15 protein-coding genes are annotated in these 15,658 nt (G+C 71.8%); 1 reads left to right on the forward strand and 14 read right to left on the reverse strand.

Translation table 11 applies throughout. The features are described from left to right. Positions 1 to 3: 3 nt before the first annotated feature. The 7 genes from DMH12_RS12280 to DMH12_RS12310 all read right to left on the reverse strand — a co-directional run bounded on the left by DMH12_RS12280 (position 4) and on the right by DMH12_RS12310 (position 9,017). Positions 4 to 795, reverse strand: coding sequence for an SAM-dependent methyltransferase (locus DMH12_RS12280; protein WP_125491607.1), 792 nt, complete (start codon positions 793 to 795; stop codon positions 4 to 6). 103 nt (positions 796 to 898) lie between these two features. Continuing rightward, positions 899 to 1,534 carry a sugar O-acetyltransferase gene (locus tag DMH12_RS12285; protein WP_125491608.1) on the reverse strand — a complete coding sequence of 212 codons (636 nt, stop codon included), beginning with the start codon at positions 1,532 to 1,534 and terminating at the stop codon, positions 899 to 901. Between the two features lie 40 nt (positions 1,535 to 1,574). After that, positions 1,575 to 3,599: a glycoside hydrolase gene (locus tag DMH12_RS12290; protein ID WP_125491609.1), complete on the reverse strand. Its 2,025-nt coding sequence runs from the start codon at positions 3,597 to 3,599 to the stop codon at positions 1,575 to 1,577. A gap of 35 nt (positions 3,600 to 3,634) precedes the next feature. Further along, positions 3,635 to 5,680 (reverse strand): beta-galactosidase, encoded by a 2,046-nt coding sequence (locus tag DMH12_RS12295; RefSeq protein ID WP_125491610.1) that lies wholly within the window; start codon positions 5,678 to 5,680, stop codon positions 3,635 to 3,637. A 35-nt stretch (positions 5,681 to 5,715) separates the two neighbouring features. After that, complete coding sequence (locus DMH12_RS12300; RefSeq protein ID WP_125491611.1) at positions 5,716 to 7,059, reverse strand: ABC transporter substrate-binding protein; 1,344 nt, start codon at positions 7,057 to 7,059, stop codon at positions 5,716 to 5,718. Positions 7,060 to 7,132: 73 nt separating this feature from the next. Next, positions 7,133 to 8,083 carry a carbohydrate ABC transporter permease gene (locus DMH12_RS12305; RefSeq protein WP_125491612.1) on the reverse strand — a complete coding sequence of 317 codons (951 nt, stop codon included), beginning with the start codon at positions 8,081 to 8,083 and terminating at the stop codon, positions 7,133 to 7,135. A 7-nt stretch (positions 8,084 to 8,090) separates the two neighbouring features. Continuing rightward, positions 8,091 to 9,017: a carbohydrate ABC transporter permease gene (locus tag DMH12_RS12310; RefSeq protein ID WP_125491613.1), complete on the reverse strand. Its 927-nt coding sequence runs from the start codon at positions 9,015 to 9,017 to the stop codon at positions 8,091 to 8,093. Positions 9,018 to 9,308: 291 nt separating this feature from the next. Here DMH12_RS12310 and DMH12_RS12315 point away from each other — a divergent pair, with 291 nt between their 5' ends. Continuing rightward, positions 9,309 to 10,295 (forward strand): LacI family DNA-binding transcriptional regulator, encoded by a 987-nt coding sequence (locus DMH12_RS12315; protein WP_125491623.1) that lies wholly within the window; start codon positions 9,309 to 9,311, stop codon positions 10,293 to 10,295. A 23-nt stretch (positions 10,296 to 10,318) separates the two neighbouring features. On the opposite strand, the gene DMH12_RS12320 is transcribed toward DMH12_RS12315, so the two are convergent. The 7 genes from DMH12_RS12320 to DMH12_RS12350 form a co-directional block, all read right to left on the reverse strand. Next, on the reverse strand, positions 10,319 to 11,122 hold the full coding sequence (locus DMH12_RS12320; protein WP_125491614.1) for a ribonuclease BN: 804 nt from the start codon (positions 11,120 to 11,122) through the stop codon (positions 10,319 to 10,321). Positions 11,123 to 11,240: 118 nt separating this feature from the next. Next, positions 11,241 to 11,639, reverse strand: a complete 399-nt coding sequence (locus DMH12_RS12325) for a hypothetical protein (protein ID WP_125491615.1) — start codon at positions 11,637 to 11,639, stop codon at positions 11,241 to 11,243. A 157-nt stretch (positions 11,640 to 11,796) separates the two neighbouring features. Next, positions 11,797 to 13,020: a cytochrome P450 gene (locus DMH12_RS12330; RefSeq protein ID WP_125491616.1), complete on the reverse strand. Its 1,224-nt coding sequence runs from the start codon at positions 13,018 to 13,020 to the stop codon at positions 11,797 to 11,799. Next, positions 13,017 to 14,249, reverse strand: a complete 1,233-nt coding sequence (locus DMH12_RS12335; RefSeq protein WP_125491617.1) for a cytochrome P450 — start codon at positions 14,247 to 14,249, stop codon at positions 13,017 to 13,019. Before DMH12_RS12335 ends, DMH12_RS12330 begins: the two co-directional genes overlap by 4 nt. After that, a complete protein-coding gene (locus DMH12_RS12340) occupies positions 14,246 to 14,863 on the reverse strand; it encodes an ATP/GTP-binding protein (protein ID WP_260474197.1) in 618 nt (205 codons plus the stop codon). The genes DMH12_RS12335 and DMH12_RS12340 overlap by 4 nt, the downstream gene beginning before the upstream one ends. Beyond that, positions 14,844 to 15,191 carry a DUF742 domain-containing protein gene (locus DMH12_RS12345; RefSeq protein WP_122617729.1) on the reverse strand — a complete coding sequence of 116 codons (348 nt, stop codon included), beginning with the start codon at positions 15,189 to 15,191 and terminating at the stop codon, positions 14,844 to 14,846. Before DMH12_RS12345 ends, DMH12_RS12340 begins: the two co-directional genes overlap by 20 nt. After that, positions 15,188 to 15,595, reverse strand: coding sequence for a roadblock/LC7 domain-containing protein (locus DMH12_RS12350; protein ID WP_125491618.1), 408 nt, complete (start codon positions 15,593 to 15,595; stop codon positions 15,188 to 15,190). Before DMH12_RS12350 ends, DMH12_RS12345 begins: the two co-directional genes overlap by 4 nt. Positions 15,596 to 15,658: the final 63 nt, after the last annotated feature.

Genomic DNA, 15,658 nt, shown 5'->3' on the forward strand with positions numbered 1-15,658 from the left:
CCGTCAGGGGATGCGCGCCACGGCCGCGTAGATGCCGCTGTCCTCCGGCGCCGGCGGCTCCTGGCCCTCGCCGTACCACTCGGTGGCCGTGACCAGGCCCGGCCGGACCAGTTCCAGCCCGTCGAAGAAGCGGGTCACCTCCGCCCGGGTGCGGAAGCCGAGGCGGATGCCGCCCTTGGCGTACTGGGCGATCACCTGCTCCGACAGCTCGGGGAAGAGGTCGATCGAGGCGTGCGAGAGGACCAGGTGGCTGCCGGAGGGCAGGGTCTCGACCAGTCCGCGGACTATCCCGTGGGCGTTCTGGTCGTCCGTGATGAAGTGCATCAGGGCGATCAGCGACAGGGCGATCGGCCGGTCGAAGTCGAGGATCTCGCGGGCGTGCCGCACGATCTGCTCCGGCTCGCGGACATCGGCCTGGATGTAGTCCGTGGCCCCCTCCGGGCTGCTGACCAGCAGGGCCTCCGCGTGCCGCAGCACGATCGGGTCGTTGTCGGCGTAGACGACCCTGGCCGCCGGGACCGTCCGCTGCACGATCTGGTGCAGGTTGGGCTCGGTCGGGATGCCCGTACCGATGTCCAGGAACTGGTCGACGCCCTGCGCGGCGAGGTAGGCCGCCGCGCGGTTCATGAACGCGCGGTTCTGCCGCGCCGCGTCCCGCGCCTCGGGCGGCAGGGTCTCGCCCACCGCCTCGTCGACGGGGTAGTTGTCCTTGCCGCCCAGCAGCCAGTCGTAGACCCGCGCGGGGTGGGCCCGGCCGGTGTCGATGTGGGGAGGCTGGGAATGGTCCGTCGTCATGGCAGGCTCCGTGGTTCGGGAGGTGACGCTCCGCCGTAAATTTCGATCATCGTACTGCCCCGCGCGCCGCGCCATGTCCGGGGCGCCCGGCGGAAGTTGCCGATCAGAGCGTGCCCAGGGTGCGGGGCGGGGCGTAGGTCCACTCCCGGTCCGCGTCGGTGATCGTGCGCAGCACGCGGGCCGGGGTCCCGGCGACGACGGTCATCGCCGGGACGTGCGCCGTCACGACGCTGCCCGCGCCCACCACCGAGCCGCGGCCGATGGTGATCCCCGGCATGATCAGCGCGCCGGCCCCGATCCACGCGTCGTCCTCGACGGTCACCGGCGCCGAGAACTGCGTGCCGTCCCGGCGCAGTGCGGGGTGGACGGGGTGCCCGGTGGTGCTGATGGTGACGTGCGGCGCGAACATCACCCGGTCCCCGACGAAGACCTCGACGTCGTCGACGAGGGTGAGGCCGAAGTTGGCGTACACGTCGTCACCCAGGTGCACGCGGTTGCCGTAGGCCACGTGCAGCGGAGGCTCGATCCACACGCCGGTGCCCACGGCCGCGAACATCTCCTTCAGGATCGCCCGGCGCCCCTCCTCGTCCCGCGCCCCGGTCCGGTTGTAGGCGTCCGCCAGTTCCTTGCCGCGCAGCCGCTCCTCCGCCAGCCCCTCCAGCCCCGGGGCGCCGTCGGAGTACAGCTCCCGGGCCGCCATCCTGCGGCGCACCTCGAGCTCGCGGGGGTCGATGGACATGCCGTCTCCTTCGGTCTCTCGGGGAGGAGGGGGAGGGGGGTCAGCCGGTGGACGTGTCCGTCAGCGTCCAGCGCTGGTTGGCACCGGAGTTGGGCGGCCACGTGGTGACGGCCGCACCCACGTGCGTCGCCTGACCGCCCACTTCGAGCAGGCGCCCGGTGGCGGCGTTGACGAGCGTCCAGGTGCCGTCGCCGGTGGTGGACGCGAACCACTCGGCGGCCCTGCCGGGCCGCCCGGTGTCGGGCTCGGCCACCGGGACGTCGTCGCGCACCGCAAGGCGCGTGCCGTGCCCGGGGTCGGTGAAGACGTAGCGGTCGCGGGCGCCGCCGTCGTGACGGACCGCGCTCAGCCGCCAGTTCGTTCCGCCGCTCAGGACCAGGCCGGTGCCGTCGTCCCCGACGGTGACGGCCCGCCCGCTCTGCACGCCGGTGAGGGTGTAGTCGTGGCCCCGGCGCAGCGGGGCGGCGTCCCTCGCGACGCCGGAGACGCCCTTGATCTCGAAGGAGGTGACGGACTGCGCGGGCACGGTGAAGGCGGCCGTGCGGTCCTGCACGCGGATCGGGGCCTTGCGTTCGAGTCGGCCGCCGGCGTCGGTGACCACCGGGGTGACGGTGGTGCGGCGGCTCACCTCCCCGAACTTCGACAGGTCGAGGGTGACGGTGCGGGCGTCGGCGGTGCGGTTGACGTGGACGAGCGAGGCGCTCTCGCCGTCACGGCCGACGGCGGCGGCGCTGGAGGTGTCGTCCGTGCCGATCAGCCGGTCGCCGGGCTTGATGAAGTGGGTGAAGTTGCGGGCCGTGTCGAACTTGGTGTTGGTCCGGATCGGGCAGGTCTCCAGGGTGTCCTCGGCGGTGCAGCCGAAGGGGAGCTGGATACTGCCCCAGTTGCCGCCCTTCGCCGACTCGCCGCCGGGCTTCATGTTGTCGTAGTCCTCGACGGGCTGCCAGAACACCCAGGCGCGGGGCTCCAGTTCACGCAGGTCGTCGACGATCTGCTGGGCGAGGCCGAGACCGGGCCGCATGTCCTCGAAGTCCTGGCCGTCGCCCCAGTCGCCGCCCACCTCGCTCATCCACAGCGGCTTGCCGGCCGCTTTGGCGAGGTCGCGCACGGTGGTGCGCTGCCCGGTGCCGTAGGTGTGGACGTTCATCTGCCCGACCAGGTCGCGGTCGGCCGCGGAGTAGGTGTCCCAGTTCCGGGCGAAGATGCCGGGGTTGGTCTCGTCCATCGCGGAGATGTCCGCGCCGACCTTCGCCTTCCTCAGCGCCGGGGCGAGGGCCCGGAGGACCTCGGCCTGCAGCTCGGGTCCCATGTGGGCGCCCTCCTGCCGGCCGCCGACGGGTTCGCCGTCCGCGCCCAGCCGGGTCCCCCAGTAGGGGGTGTTGGGCTCGTTGAACGGGTCCACCGTGTCGACCCGGATGCCCTCGGCCCGCTCCAGCCGGCGCGTCGCCCCGGCCACGTAGGCCGCGAAGTCGTCGACCGCATCGGCCCTGAGCTGGTCGGCGGAGGGGTCGAAGCCGCCGGAGACGTAGCCGCTGACGGTCATGAACCAGGGCGGCGAGTTGCTGAACGTCTCCCAGTGGTCGATGTCGTCCTTGATGCGCTCGACCCACCAGCGCTGGGTGGCGTCGGCGTCCTCGTTCCAGTCGGCCGGGTCGTCGGCGCTCCACCAGCCGGTGTCCTCGCGGGTGGTGCCCGCGGGCGCCTTCCACCAGCCCTCGACCGCGCCGCCGGCCCGCAGGTAGTCCCGCACGTCCGGGGCGTTGCCGCCGCCGATGTTGTAGCGGGCGATGTTCAGCCCGAGGCCGTCGTCGTCGAAGAGGAGCCGGGCCAGCTTCTCGCGGATCTCCGGCGGGTAGTCGCCGGTCGCGTTGGCGAACCAGACCAGGCTGGTCCCCCAGCCCTCGAACCTCTCCTGCCGGTACGACGGGTCGGGCCGCACGGTCACGGAGGCGGCGGGCGCGGCCGGTTCCGCCTGGGCGGGAACGCCCATCAGGGCGGCGCCCGTGGCCAGGGCGGTCAGGACGGCGGTCCCGATGAGGCGTCTGTTGCGGGTACGGCGTGCCATCTGTGCTCCCAACTGGAAGGTGTGGTCGCTGCGGCTCAGTCGGTGGACGTGCGCACCACGGCGACGTCCCTGGGTGCGAGGACGAGGGTGCCGTCGGTGCCCAGGTCGCCGATCAGGGCCTCTCCGTCGAGTCCGGGAACGGTCACCGCCGCGTCGGTCCGGTTGACCAGGAACAGGAACCGGCCGCCCGGGCCGCGCCGCACGGTGGCCTCGACCGCCCCGCGCACCCCGGCGGGCAGGTCGCTGGCGACACCGGCCGGCTCCAGCAGCCGCGGCAGCAGCGAGGCGAGCCCGGCCGGGCCGAGCCGGGTGGACACGTAGGCGGCCGAACCGCTCCCGGTGGGGCGCCGGGTGACGGCCGGGCGGCCCGCGTGCGTGCCGGTGCGGTAGCGGACGAGGACCTCGGTCTCCGGCGCGGTCACGGCGACCTGGTCGGTCCACAGGTCGCCGGTGCTCGCGTCGTCCAGCTCCACGCGCTCCCCGGCGGGCAGCGGGCCGAACTCCTCGACGCGGATGCCGAGCAGGTCCCTCAGGGCGCCCGGGTAGCCGCCGAGCCAGACGTGGTCGTTCTCGTCGACGACTCCGGAGAAGTACGTGGTGACCAGGTGCCCGCCCTGCTCGGCGTACCGGGTGAGGTCCTTGGCCGTCGCGGCCGGGACCATGTGCAGCACCGGTGCGATCAGCACCCGGTGGCGGCTCAGGTCGGCGCCGGTGGTGACGACGTCGGCGCGGACGCCGAGGGAGAGCAGCGCCGAGTACCAGTCGAGCGCCTCCCGGTGGTAGTCGAGCAGGGAGGTCGGGTGCGAGTCCTGCTCGCTCGCCCACCAGGACTCCCAGTCGAAGAGGATGCCGACCTCCGCGGGCTCCCGCTCGCTCCCGGCGACCGGCGCCAGCGCCCCCAGCGTGGCGCCCAGCGCCGTGACCGCGCGGAACACGTCACTGTCCGGGCCGGCGTGCGGGACCATCGCCGAGTGGTACTTCTCGGCGCCCGCCGCAGACTGCCGCCACTGGAAGAAGCAGACCGCGTCGGCGCCGTGCGCCACGTGCGTCAGTGAGTCCCGGGCCAGCTCGCCCGGCCGCTTGGCCAGGTTGACGGGCTGCCAGTTCACCGCGCTGGTGGAGTGCTCCATCAGGAACCACGGCCGGCCGCCCGCGATGCCGCTGGTGAGGTTCGCCGAGAACGACAGCTCGTCCCGCTCCCGTCCGCTCGGCACCACGTAGTGGTCGTTGGCGACGAAGTCGACCTCGGCGGCCCAGTCCGCGTAGTTCATGCCCTTGGTGCCGGGCATCACCATGAAGTTGGTGGTCACGGGGATGCCGGGGGTCAGTTCCCGCAGGAGGTCGCGCTCCGCCCGCAGGTGCTCCTTGAGCGCGTCCGAGGAGAACCGCTTGAAGTCCAGCTGCTGGGTCGGGTTGGGGTGGGAGGCGGCCAGTCGCGGCGGCAGGATCTGCTCCCAGTCGCTGTAGCGCTGCGACCAGAACGCCGTGCCCCAGGCGTGGTTGAGCGCGTCGAGCGTGCCGTACCGGGCGCGCAGCCAGTCCCGGAAGGCACGGGTCGCGTCGTCCGAATAGTCGTACACGTTGTGGCAGCCCAGCTCGTTGTTGACGTGCCAGGCGACCAGTGCCGGGTGTCCGGCGTACCGGGCCGCCATCTCCCGGACCAGGCGCAGGGCGTGCTCGCGGAAGACGGGCGAGGTCGGCCGCCAGTGCTGGCGCGCGCCCGGCGACAGCGTCTCGCCCCGGTCCGTCACCGGGAGGATCTCCGGGTGCGCGGTGGTCAGCCAGGGCGGCGGGGAGGCGGTGGCGGTGGCCAGGTCGACGCCGACGCCGTGCTCGTGCAGCAGGTCCATCACGTCGTCGAGCCAGCCGAAGTCCCAGGTGTCGGGGCCGGGCTGGAGGCGGGCCCAGGAGAAGATGCCGAGCGACACGATGGTGACGCCGGCCTCGCGCATCAGCCGTACGTCCTCCTCCCACACCTCCCTCGGCCACTGCTCGGGGTTGTAGTCGGCGCCGAAGGCGAGCCGGGGGGTCGGGGCACCGTCCGGTCCGCGGTGGAGGCGGGACGCGAAGGTGGAGATCATGGCGGTCCTTCCGGTGTGGTGCGTGCGGTCGGGGGCTACTTCTCGACGGTGAAGCCCTGCTCCTCGCCGTACTTGACGGAGGCCTCCTGCCAGGACTTCAGTCCCTCGGCGAGCGGGGTGCCGGAGACGTAGGCCTTGCCCGCGGTGTCGTTGAAGACCGAGTTCGCGTACACCTGGTAGGGCAGGTACGACCAGTCGTCGGCGACGTTCGCGGCCGACTCGGCGAAGATCTTGTTGGCCTTCTGGCCGCCGAAGTAGGGGAACGCGGTGTCCTGGAACGCCGTGGACTGCAGCTCCGCGGTGGTCGCCGGGAAGGCGCCGCCCTCCAGGCGGGCCCCCACGCCGTCGCCGGCGTTCGCGTACTCGACGAAGGCGTACGCCAGCGCCTCGTTCTTGCCGAGTTCCGGCAGCGCGAGGGCGCTGCCGCCGTTCTCCGCGCTCGCCTTCCCGCCCGCGGTCCACTGCGGCAGCGGGGCGGCGCGCCAGTCGCCGGCCGCCTCCTTCACGCCGGAGGCGAGGTTCGCGGGCATCCAGGCGCCCGTGGCGAGGGTCGCGATGGTGCCGTCGCCGAGGCCCTTGTACCACTCGTCGGTCCAGGGGTTGACGGGGGTGAGGAGCTTCTCGTCGATCAGCTTCTGCCAGGTGTCGGTGTACGTCTTGGCGCCCCGGTCGGAGAAGTCGACCTTCACCTTGGTGCCGTTCACCGTGTAGGGGCGCGAACCGGCCTGCCAGAGCATGCTGGTGGTGAGCCCGGCGTCGCCGGTGTCGGCGGTGATGTAGGCCTTCGGGTCGGCCTTGTGCAGTTGGCGCGCGGCGTCCAGGTACCCGGCCCAGGTGGTGGGCACCGCGATGTCGTACTTGTCGAAGACCTTCTTGTTGTAGAAGAGCGCCATCGGGCCGGAGTCCATGGGCAGCGCCCAGATGCCGTCCGAGCCGGCCTTGACCCCGTTCCACGGTCCGGGGGAGAACTTGGCGGAGAGCTTGTCCGCGCCGAACGCCGTGAGGTCGGTGAGCTGCTTGGTGAGGGCGTACTGGCCCATCGCGTAGTACTCGATCTGGGCGACGTCCGGGACGCCCTTCTTCGCCGACACGGCGTTCTGGAGGGCGGTGTACTGGTCGTTGTTGGTGCCGGCGTTGACGAGGTTCACCTTGACGGCCGGGTACTTCTTCTCGAAGTCCGCGGCCACCTTCTCGAGCGTGGGCTCCCACGCCCAGACCGTGATCGTGCCGCCCTTCTCCAGGGCGGCACGGACGTCGTCCTGGGAGACCGGCTTCTGGCTCGATCCCCCGTCGTCGGAGCCGCCGCAGGCGGTCGCCGTCAGGGCGAGGGCGCAGACGAGGCCGATACCGCTCAGCAGGCGGCGCGAGTGCTTGGGCATGGGTGTGCTTCCACTTCTTCGTGGCCGTGACCGGCACGGTCGAGGATCGGAGGGGAGGAGGGACGCGTGGGGGTCATTCCTTGACGCTTCCGGCGGCCAGGCCGGACTGCCAGTAACGCTGGAGCAGCAGGAACGCCGCGATCAGCGGGATGATCGTGATGAGCGACCCGGTGACGACCAGGTTGAAGACGGCCTCGCCGCCGGCGGTCGCGGCCTGGGCGTTCCAGCTGTTCAGACCCAGGGTCAGCGGATACCAGTCGGGGTCCTTGAGCATGACCAGGGGCAGGAAGTAGTTGTTCCAGGTCGCCACCATGGTGAAGAGCAGGACGGTGACGATGCCCGGCGCCAGCAGCGGCAGCGCGACCCGGAAGAAGGTGCGCACCTCGCCGGCGCCGTCGATGCGGGCGGCCTCCATCAGTTCCGTGGGGATCGCCTCGCTCGCGAAGACCCACATCAGGTAGAGGCCGAACGGTGAGATCAGGGACGGGATGATCACCGCCCAGGGGGTGTTGGTGAGCCCCATCTCGCTGAACATCAGGAAGGTCGGCACCGCCAGGGCGGTCCCCGGTACGGCCACCGCGCCGATGACGACGGCGAAGACCGCGCGCCGGCCGGGGAAGCGGAACTTGGCGAGCGCGTAGCCGCCGAGCACGGCGAGGAGGGTGGCGCCGCCCGCGCCCAGCCCCACGTACAGCAGGGTGTTGAGCAGCCAGCGGGTGAAGACGCCGTCGTCGTAGGTGAACGTCTCGCCGATGTTGTCCCAGAGAGCGAAGTCGCCGTCGAACCAGAGGCCGAACGAACGCGACAGCCCCTCCTGGGTCTTGGTGGCGCTGACGGCCAGCCAGATCAGCGGTACCAGGCTGTACAGCAGCACGAGACCGGTGAGCACGGTCAGCAGGACGCTGCGCCGGGGCCGGTCCGCGGAGTGCCGGCGCCGTGACGTGCGCAGCCGGGGAGCGGAGCCGGACGGGCCGGACGGCACGGGCGCGGAACGGTCGACGGCGGTGGCGGCGGGACTGGTCATCGCCGGATCACACTCCCTTGCGCATGCCGCGCAGCTGGACGACGTAGGCGATGGCCATGGTGATCAGCCCCATCACGATGGCGACCGTCGCGGAGTAGTTGTGCTGCTGTCCGTTGAAGGAGAGCGCGTAGGTGTACGAGTTCGGCGTGTAGTCGGTGGTGATGGCGTTGGGCGCCAGCGGCTGGAGGATGCTGGGCTCGTTGAAGAGCTGGAAGCTGCCGATGATGGAGAAGATCGTGGCGATCACCAGCGCGCCGCGGATCGCCGGGAGCTTGATGGCGGTGATCACGCGGATCTGCCCGGCCCCGTCGATCTGCGCGGCCTCGTACAGCGAGTGCGGGACGACCCGCAGGGCCGCGTAGAAGATCAGCATGTTGTAGCCGACGAACTCCCAGGTCACGATGTTGCCGATGGAGGCGAGCACCAGGTCGGGGGAGAGCGGGTCGGGCAGCGAGACGCCCAGCGCCCCGTTGATGTCGCCGACCAGGCCGAAGCGGGTGCCGTACATGAAGCCCCACATCAGGGTGGCCACCACGGCGGGCACGGCGTACGGCAGGAAGATCGAGACGCGGAAGAAGTCCCGGCCGTAGAGGCGCCCGCTGTCCAGCGCCAGGGCCACCAGAAGGGCGATGCCCAGCATGATCGGCACCTGTACGGCGAGGAAGAGCGAGACCCGGCCGAGCGAGGCCCAGAACCGGTCGTCCGTCAGGGCCTGGCTGTAGTTGTCCAGCCCGACGAAGGTGGTACCGCCGATGAGCTGGTCGCGGAAGAGGCTCAGGTAGACCGAGTAGGCGATCGGCGCGAGGAACACCAGGGCGAACACGGCCACGAAGGGGCCGAGGAACCCCCACCCCGTCCAGGAGCGGCGGTCGCGCCGCGCCGGGGGCGGGGCGGGCCGCGGCTCGGCGATGGCCGGCGGTTGCAGCGTCGTCATGTCGGTCCTCGCTCGTCCACGTCCGGGAGTCCTAGCGTGTTTGCGTAAACATCGCGCGGCGCGGAAAGCACTCCGGCCGGAGGATTGCTGTTATGTTTACGTAAACATTTGATGGCGGCATGTCTACACTGCCCCGAGGACGACGGTCAAGGGTCCTTCGGGGCCGGGGACCGGAACAGTGCGGAGAGGTGGCGGAACGCAGTGGACACCGCTGAGGGAGCCGCGGACGCGAGAGACGCCGCGAACACGGTTCCGCGGCGCCGGCGCGGCGCCCGGGTGCCGACGGCGTCCATGGCGGACGTGGCCCGGCTGGCGGGGGTCTCCTCGCAGACCGTCTCCCGCGTCTCCAACGGCTACGCCGGAGTGACCGAGGAGACCCGTCGGCAGGTGCTGGCGGCCATGAAGGAACTGGGGTACCGGCCCAACAGCGCGGCCCGGGCCCTCAAGCGCGGCGAGTTCCGCACCATCGGCGTCATCACCTTCACGCTGGCCACCACGGGCAACGTGCGCACCCTGGAGGCCATCGCCACCTCCGCGGCGAGCGAGGGGTACGCGGTGACGCTGCTGCCGGTCGCCGTGCCGACCCAGGACGAGGTGCGGGGCGCGTTCTCCCGGCTGGAGGAACTGGCCGTCGACGCCGTGATCGTCATCATGGAGGTGCACCTCCTGGACGCGGCGAGCCTCACCCTGCCGCCGCACGTCCAGGTCGTCGTCGTCGACTCCGACGCGGGCGACCACTACACGGTCGTCGACACCGACCAGGCCGGCGGCTCCCGCACCGCCGTGCGCCACCTGCTCGACCTCGGCCACGACACGGTGTGGCACCTGGGCGGCCCCGAGGGCTCCTTCGCCGCGCAGCGCCGCACCGACGCCTGGCGGCACACGCTCACCGAGGCCGGCCGCGCCGTGCCGCCGCTCGTGCGGGGCGACTGGTCGGCGGAGTCCGGGTACCGGGCCGGCCTGGAGCTGGCCGCCCGGCCCGAGTGCACGGCCGTCTTCGCGGCCAACGACCAGATGGCCCTCGGCCTGATGCGGGCCCTGCACGAACACGGCCGCAGCGTTCCGCGGGACGTCAGTGTCATCGGCTTCGACGACATCGCCGAGGCCGGCTCCTTCCTGCCCCCGCTGACCACCGTCCACCAGGACTTCGCCGAGGTGGGGCGGCTCTGCGTGCGGGCCGTTTTGCGCAAGATGCGCGAGGCCGCCCCGGAGCGGGGCACGACGCTCGTACCGACCCGGCTGGTGACCCGGGCGAGCACGGCGCCACCGCCGGGGTAGCCGCGCCCCCCACCGGCAGGGGATCAGTCCGGGAGGCGGTCGATGTTCCGGGTCCACCAGTGGTGCTCGCAGAACCAGTGCCCGACCATCGCGCCCCCGAAGACGACGAACCCCACCCCGATCAGCCAGGACTCCACCACCAGCACGATGCCGACCGTGCCGTAACCGCTCGCGTTGTCGAGGATGAGCGGCGTGAAGACCAGGTACGAGAACCCCCGCAGGCCGATCAGGCCCACCATGGTCGCCAGCGCCCCCGGCAGCAGGTCCCGCCAGCGCACCTGGCCGCCCAGCAGGAAGTGCTGGCCCCACCAGAAGAACAGCATGCCGACGGCGGTGGACAGTGCGATCCGGGCCGTCCCGTGCAGGGCGGTCCGCGTCTGCACCTCCTGGTAGAGGTACGCGGTCAGCGCGACCACCCAGGTCGCCTGGCGCCAGACGCGGTGCCACGGCCCGGAGGGCAGCTCCCAGATGCGTTCGTAGCCGTTCTGGACGCTCGCCGCGAAGGACACGCCGAAGACGGCGAGCAGGATGCCGCCCCACACGCTCGTCGTGCCGACGACCTTGGTGGGGGGACTGATGATGTCGGTCAGCGCCTTGGCGGACCGTCCCGACAGCCCCATTCCGTCCGCCAGCCAGGAGGCGAATCCGCCGCGTCCCAGCGGGTCGGCGGCGGCCACCACGATCAGCAGGGGCGCCAGTGTGACCAGGGCGAGCGTGGCGAAGCCCATCGCCCTGTGCATCAGTTCCAGGTCCCGGCCGCGCCGGACGAGGGACGACGCGGCCAGCCGGTCCCACACACGGTGGAACGGCCGCGACAACCGGTTCACGGGTGCTCCTCGGGCGTCCTTTCGATGGCTCGCCGACGGGGAACTGAGTGACCCCGGGGACGTCCGGGCAAACGTCGCGCCACCCGGACGGCCCCGGTCACCTGGAGCGCCGCGCGAATCAGGGGTCCGTGCGCTGCTGCTCACGCAGCCAGTCGTTGTGCCAGGCGATGGCGGCGCGTATCTGCGGTTCCTGGAGACCGGTCCGGGAGCCCAGCTGGTCCATGGAGAGGGCCGACGGACCCTGGGTCAGGGCGCGGGTGAGCTTGGCGGCCCACAGCTCCTCCTCGACGAAGGGCCGGTGCGAATAGCCCTCCTTGATCACGTCGAAGTGGTCGTCCGAGCACGCGGTGATGAGCCGAAGCCCGTCGAACCGTTCATGGGCGGCCTGTACCGCGGAGGAGTCCGGCACGTAGCCGGTCACGGACTCGTCCTGGGGGAAGACCCTGGCGCACAGGTCGCACAGCTCCATCGGGACCGGCCGCGGGGTCCGGTCCTTCCTGCCCTTGCGCTTCCACATGGCGACTCCCGGGGGTGCCACACAGCAGTGTCGACGCCGGTTGCCGGAACGGGGTCGACGTCCGGAATGTCGGAGTTGCCCGCGGGGCGGGAAGCAAACGCCCCGCGGGTGGACGACCGGGCGACGGCCGGACCGCGCCGGTGCGCGGCCGGGTGCGTCAAGCCAGCTTGACCGGCAGCTCGAACAGGTCGTTCTGCGTGACCACCGGCTTGTTGCGCAGCTCCGCGGCGGGCACCGCGAGGTCCAGATCCGGGAAGCGGGCGTAGAGGGCGGGGAGCGCCACGCCGGCCTCCAGCCGGGACAGGGCGGCGCCGGGGCACACGTGCGGGCCGTGCCCGAACGAGATGTGCCGGTTCTCCGACGTGCGGGTGATGTCGAACGCCCCGGCCGTCGGCCCGTGCGCCCGCTCGTCCCGGCCCAGCGCGCCGTACGACACGATCAGCGCGTCCCCGGCGGGGATCACCCGGTCGCCGACCGGCACGTCCTCGGTCGCGAAGCGGATCAGCACGTGCGAGGTCGGGGTCGACCAGCGCAGCGTCTCCTCGATCACCGCCGACCAGTCCGCCTTCCCGGAGAGCACCAGGTCCCGCTGCTCGGGATGGGTGGACAGGTTGACCACCGAGTTCACGATCAGCGAGATGGTGGTCTCGTGGCCGGCGGCGACCATCAGCTGGAGCGTGGAGACGATCTCCTCGTCGGTGAGGTGGTCGCCGTTCTCGGACGCCTGGATCAGCGCGCTGGTCAGGTCGTCGCCGGGCGCGGCCCGTTTCGCGGCGACCGTCTCCGCCATGATCGAGGCCAGCTCGGTGAGGGTCGCGAGGACCTCCTCGGGCGGTGTCTGCGTGGAGAAGAACTTCTCGAACAGCACCTTCAGACGCGGCAGGCGCGCCTCCTCGATGCCCATCAGGTCGGCGACGACGTACATGGGCAGCGGGTAGGCGAAGACCGACTTGAGGTCGACCACGCCGCCGTCCGCGGGCAGATCGTCGAGCAGCCGGCCGGTCAGCTCGGTGATCCGCTCCCGCATGTGCTCCACCCGGCGCACCGTGAGCGCCTGGGCCACGAGCATCCGCAGCCGGCGGTGCTCGGCGCCGTCCACCGTGAGCATCGAACGGCCGGGGTTGGCCAGCCCGATCAGCGGCCAGTCCGGCGGGATCTCCCCGCGCTGCCAGGCGCCCCACACGTTGATGTCCTTGACCAGCCGGGGGTCCGTCAGCAGGGACTTGGCCTCGGCGTGGTGCGTGACCGCCCAGACGGGGACCCCGCCCGGCAGCTCCACGGCGGCGAGCGGTCCGGCGGCGCGCAGCCGCGCGCCCTCGCCGTCCAGGTCGGTGACGAACGGGTCCAGGGGTATCCGGGCTTCTTCGGTACCGGTCGTCATGCTGGCGTGCCTCCCAGGGCAGTGGTCGGGGTGAACCGCACGGGCAACTCGGTCAGCCCCCGCAGCCAGGGCGAGGGGCGACGGGTGAGGGACGCGGCGGGCACCGCCAGGTCGATGTCCGGCAGCCGGTCGAGGACGACCTCGATGCCCGTGCGCGCGATGACCTCGGCGACCTCCTGCGCGGGGAAGGGGCAGCGGTGCTCGCCGTGGCCGAAGGAGAAGTGCGCGTTGTTGCCGCCGGTGAGGGCGGAACCGTCGGTGCGCACCTGCGGGTCGGAGTTGGCGCCCTGGAGACCGAGCAGCACCAGGTCGCCGGCGCGGATCCGGCGGTCGCCGAGCCGGGTGTCGCGCGAGGCCCAGCGGCCGGCCACGTTCTGCGTGGGGGTGTCCTCCCACAGCACCTCGTTCATGGCCTCGGCGACACTGTTGCGGCCGCCGAACAGCGAGGCCGCGAACCGCTCGTCGGTGAGCATCAGGCGCAGCGAGTTCCCGATCCAGTCCGCCGTCGGCTGGTGGCCGGCGGCCAGCATCACCATCAGGTCCTGGGCGACCTCCTCCTCGGTGAAGCCGCTCTCGTCGGCCAGCATCCGGGAGGCGACGTCGTCGGCGGGCGCCGCCTTCCGGTCGGCGAGGAGCCGCGCCATCGACGTACCGAGGTGCGTCTGGCCCGCGATGGCCCGCTCCCGGCCGTCGATCATGTCGTTGAGGGCGGTGACCAGGGCCGGCCCCTGCTCGTCGGAGAACCCGTACAGCCGGGCCAGGACCCGCACCGGCAGCAGCATGGCGTAGTCGGCGACCAGGTCCGCCTCGCCCTTGGCGCAGAGCCGGTCCACGAGTTCGTCGGCGAACCGCTCGGCGTGGCCGCGCAGGACGTGCGGGTCGACGGCCTCCAGCGCGTCGCTGATCATGGCCGCGCGCTCCCGGTGCCGCTCGCCGACCGTGTAGAGGATCGACGGCTGCCTGCGGCCGATCATCGGCAGCAGCGGCCAGTCCTCGGGGATGTTCTCCCACTGGTTCCACAGCTCCGAGTCCCGGCTGAAGAGCACCGGATCGCCGGTCACCTGGTGCAGCTCGCGGTAGCCGACCACCAGCCAGGCCGGGACGTCCCCGTCCAGCAGCACCGGTGTGACGGCACCGTGGTCGCGCCGCATCTGCCGGTACAGCAGCGCCGGCTCGGTCTGGAAGCGGGGGCCGCTGAGCGGTACGGCGTCGGTGGCGTCGGTGCTCACACGAACTCCTGTCGGGGCGGGGCGGCATGGCCGGCGTAACGGGTCCTCAGGTGCTCGACCAGCGCGATCAGCACCTGCTTGCTGGACTCGCGGGACCGCGCGTCGCAGAACACCAGCGGCACCCCCGGGTCCAGGTCCAGTGCCTCGCGGACCGCCTCGGGCTGGTGCCGCGGGCCGCCGAAGTCGTTGCAGGCGACGATGAACGGCGTGCCGTGGTGCTCCAGCCGGTCGATGGCGTACCAGGAGTCGTCGATGCGCCGGGTGTCGACGAGGACCACCGCGCCGAGCGTGCCGGAGAACAGCCGGTCCCACAGGAACCAGAACCGCTCCTGGCCGGGTGCGCCGAACAGGTACAGCACGTTGCGCGCGTCGAGGCTGATGCGGCCGAAGTCGAAGGCGACGGTCGTCGCGGTCTTGCCGCGCACCTCGCTGATGTCGTCGACCGTCTCGCCGGCCTGCGTCATCGTCTCCTCGGTGTTGAGGGGACGTATCTCGCTGACCGAGCGGACCAGGGTCGTCTTGCCGACGCCGAACCCGCCCACGACCACGATCTTGAGGCCGTTGTCGGCGGACGCACCCAGCGGGGTGCGGGCGTCAGAGATTGCGGAGTCCAACGAGCACCTGCTCCAGGATGTCGGGATCGGGGACGGCTGCCGTGTACGGATGGCGGGCGCTCACCCGGCCCGCGGCGTGCAGGTCGGAGAGCAGGATCTTGGTGATGCTCACGGGCAGCCGCAGTTCGGCGGCGATCTCCACGACGGCCGTGGGCGCCTGGGCCAGCCGCAGGATCGCCGAGTGCTCCGACTGCATGCCGCGCGTCGGCTCGCACTCCGCGACCACCAGGGTGACCAGGTCGAAGGGGTTGTCGGAGGCGGACCGGCTGCGTCCCTGGGTGACGGTGTACAGCCGGTCGGGGGAGTCGTCCCTGCCGGGGCGGCTCATGACGTGCGGGGCTGCGCGGTGAGGTGCTCCCCGAGCTGCTCGATCAGCTCGCTCATGTTGTGTCCGACCAGCCCCGCGTCCGCGTCCTCCGCGGTGACCACGGCGAGGTGCGCGCCCTCTCCGGCCTCGACGATGAACAGGATTCCGCCGTAGAACTCGGTCATGGCCGAGCGCACGCCGCCGCTGCCGTCGCCGAACTCCATGGAGGCGCCCTGGGACAGCGACTGGATGCCGGCGGCGATCGCGGCCAGCTGATCGGCCTGGTCGACGGAGAGTTCCGGGGTGCGGCACAGCTTGAGGCCGTCGCGGGAGAGCACGAGCGCGTGCCGCGCCCCCGGCGTGCGCTCCAGCAGGCCCTCGATGAGCCAGGTGAGCTTCTCGTCGGCGGTGGTCGAGCCGGTCATGAAGTGGTGTCGCCTTCCGGGTGCGCGTGCGAGTGGGAGGGGTGGTCGGGGGTGGTCTCGTCC

The sequence above is a fragment of the Streptomyces sp. WAC 04229 genome (genome assembly GCF_003947455.1).
In the GTDB taxonomy this organism is placed as follows: domain Bacteria; phylum Actinomycetota; class Actinomycetes; order Streptomycetales; family Streptomycetaceae; genus Streptomyces.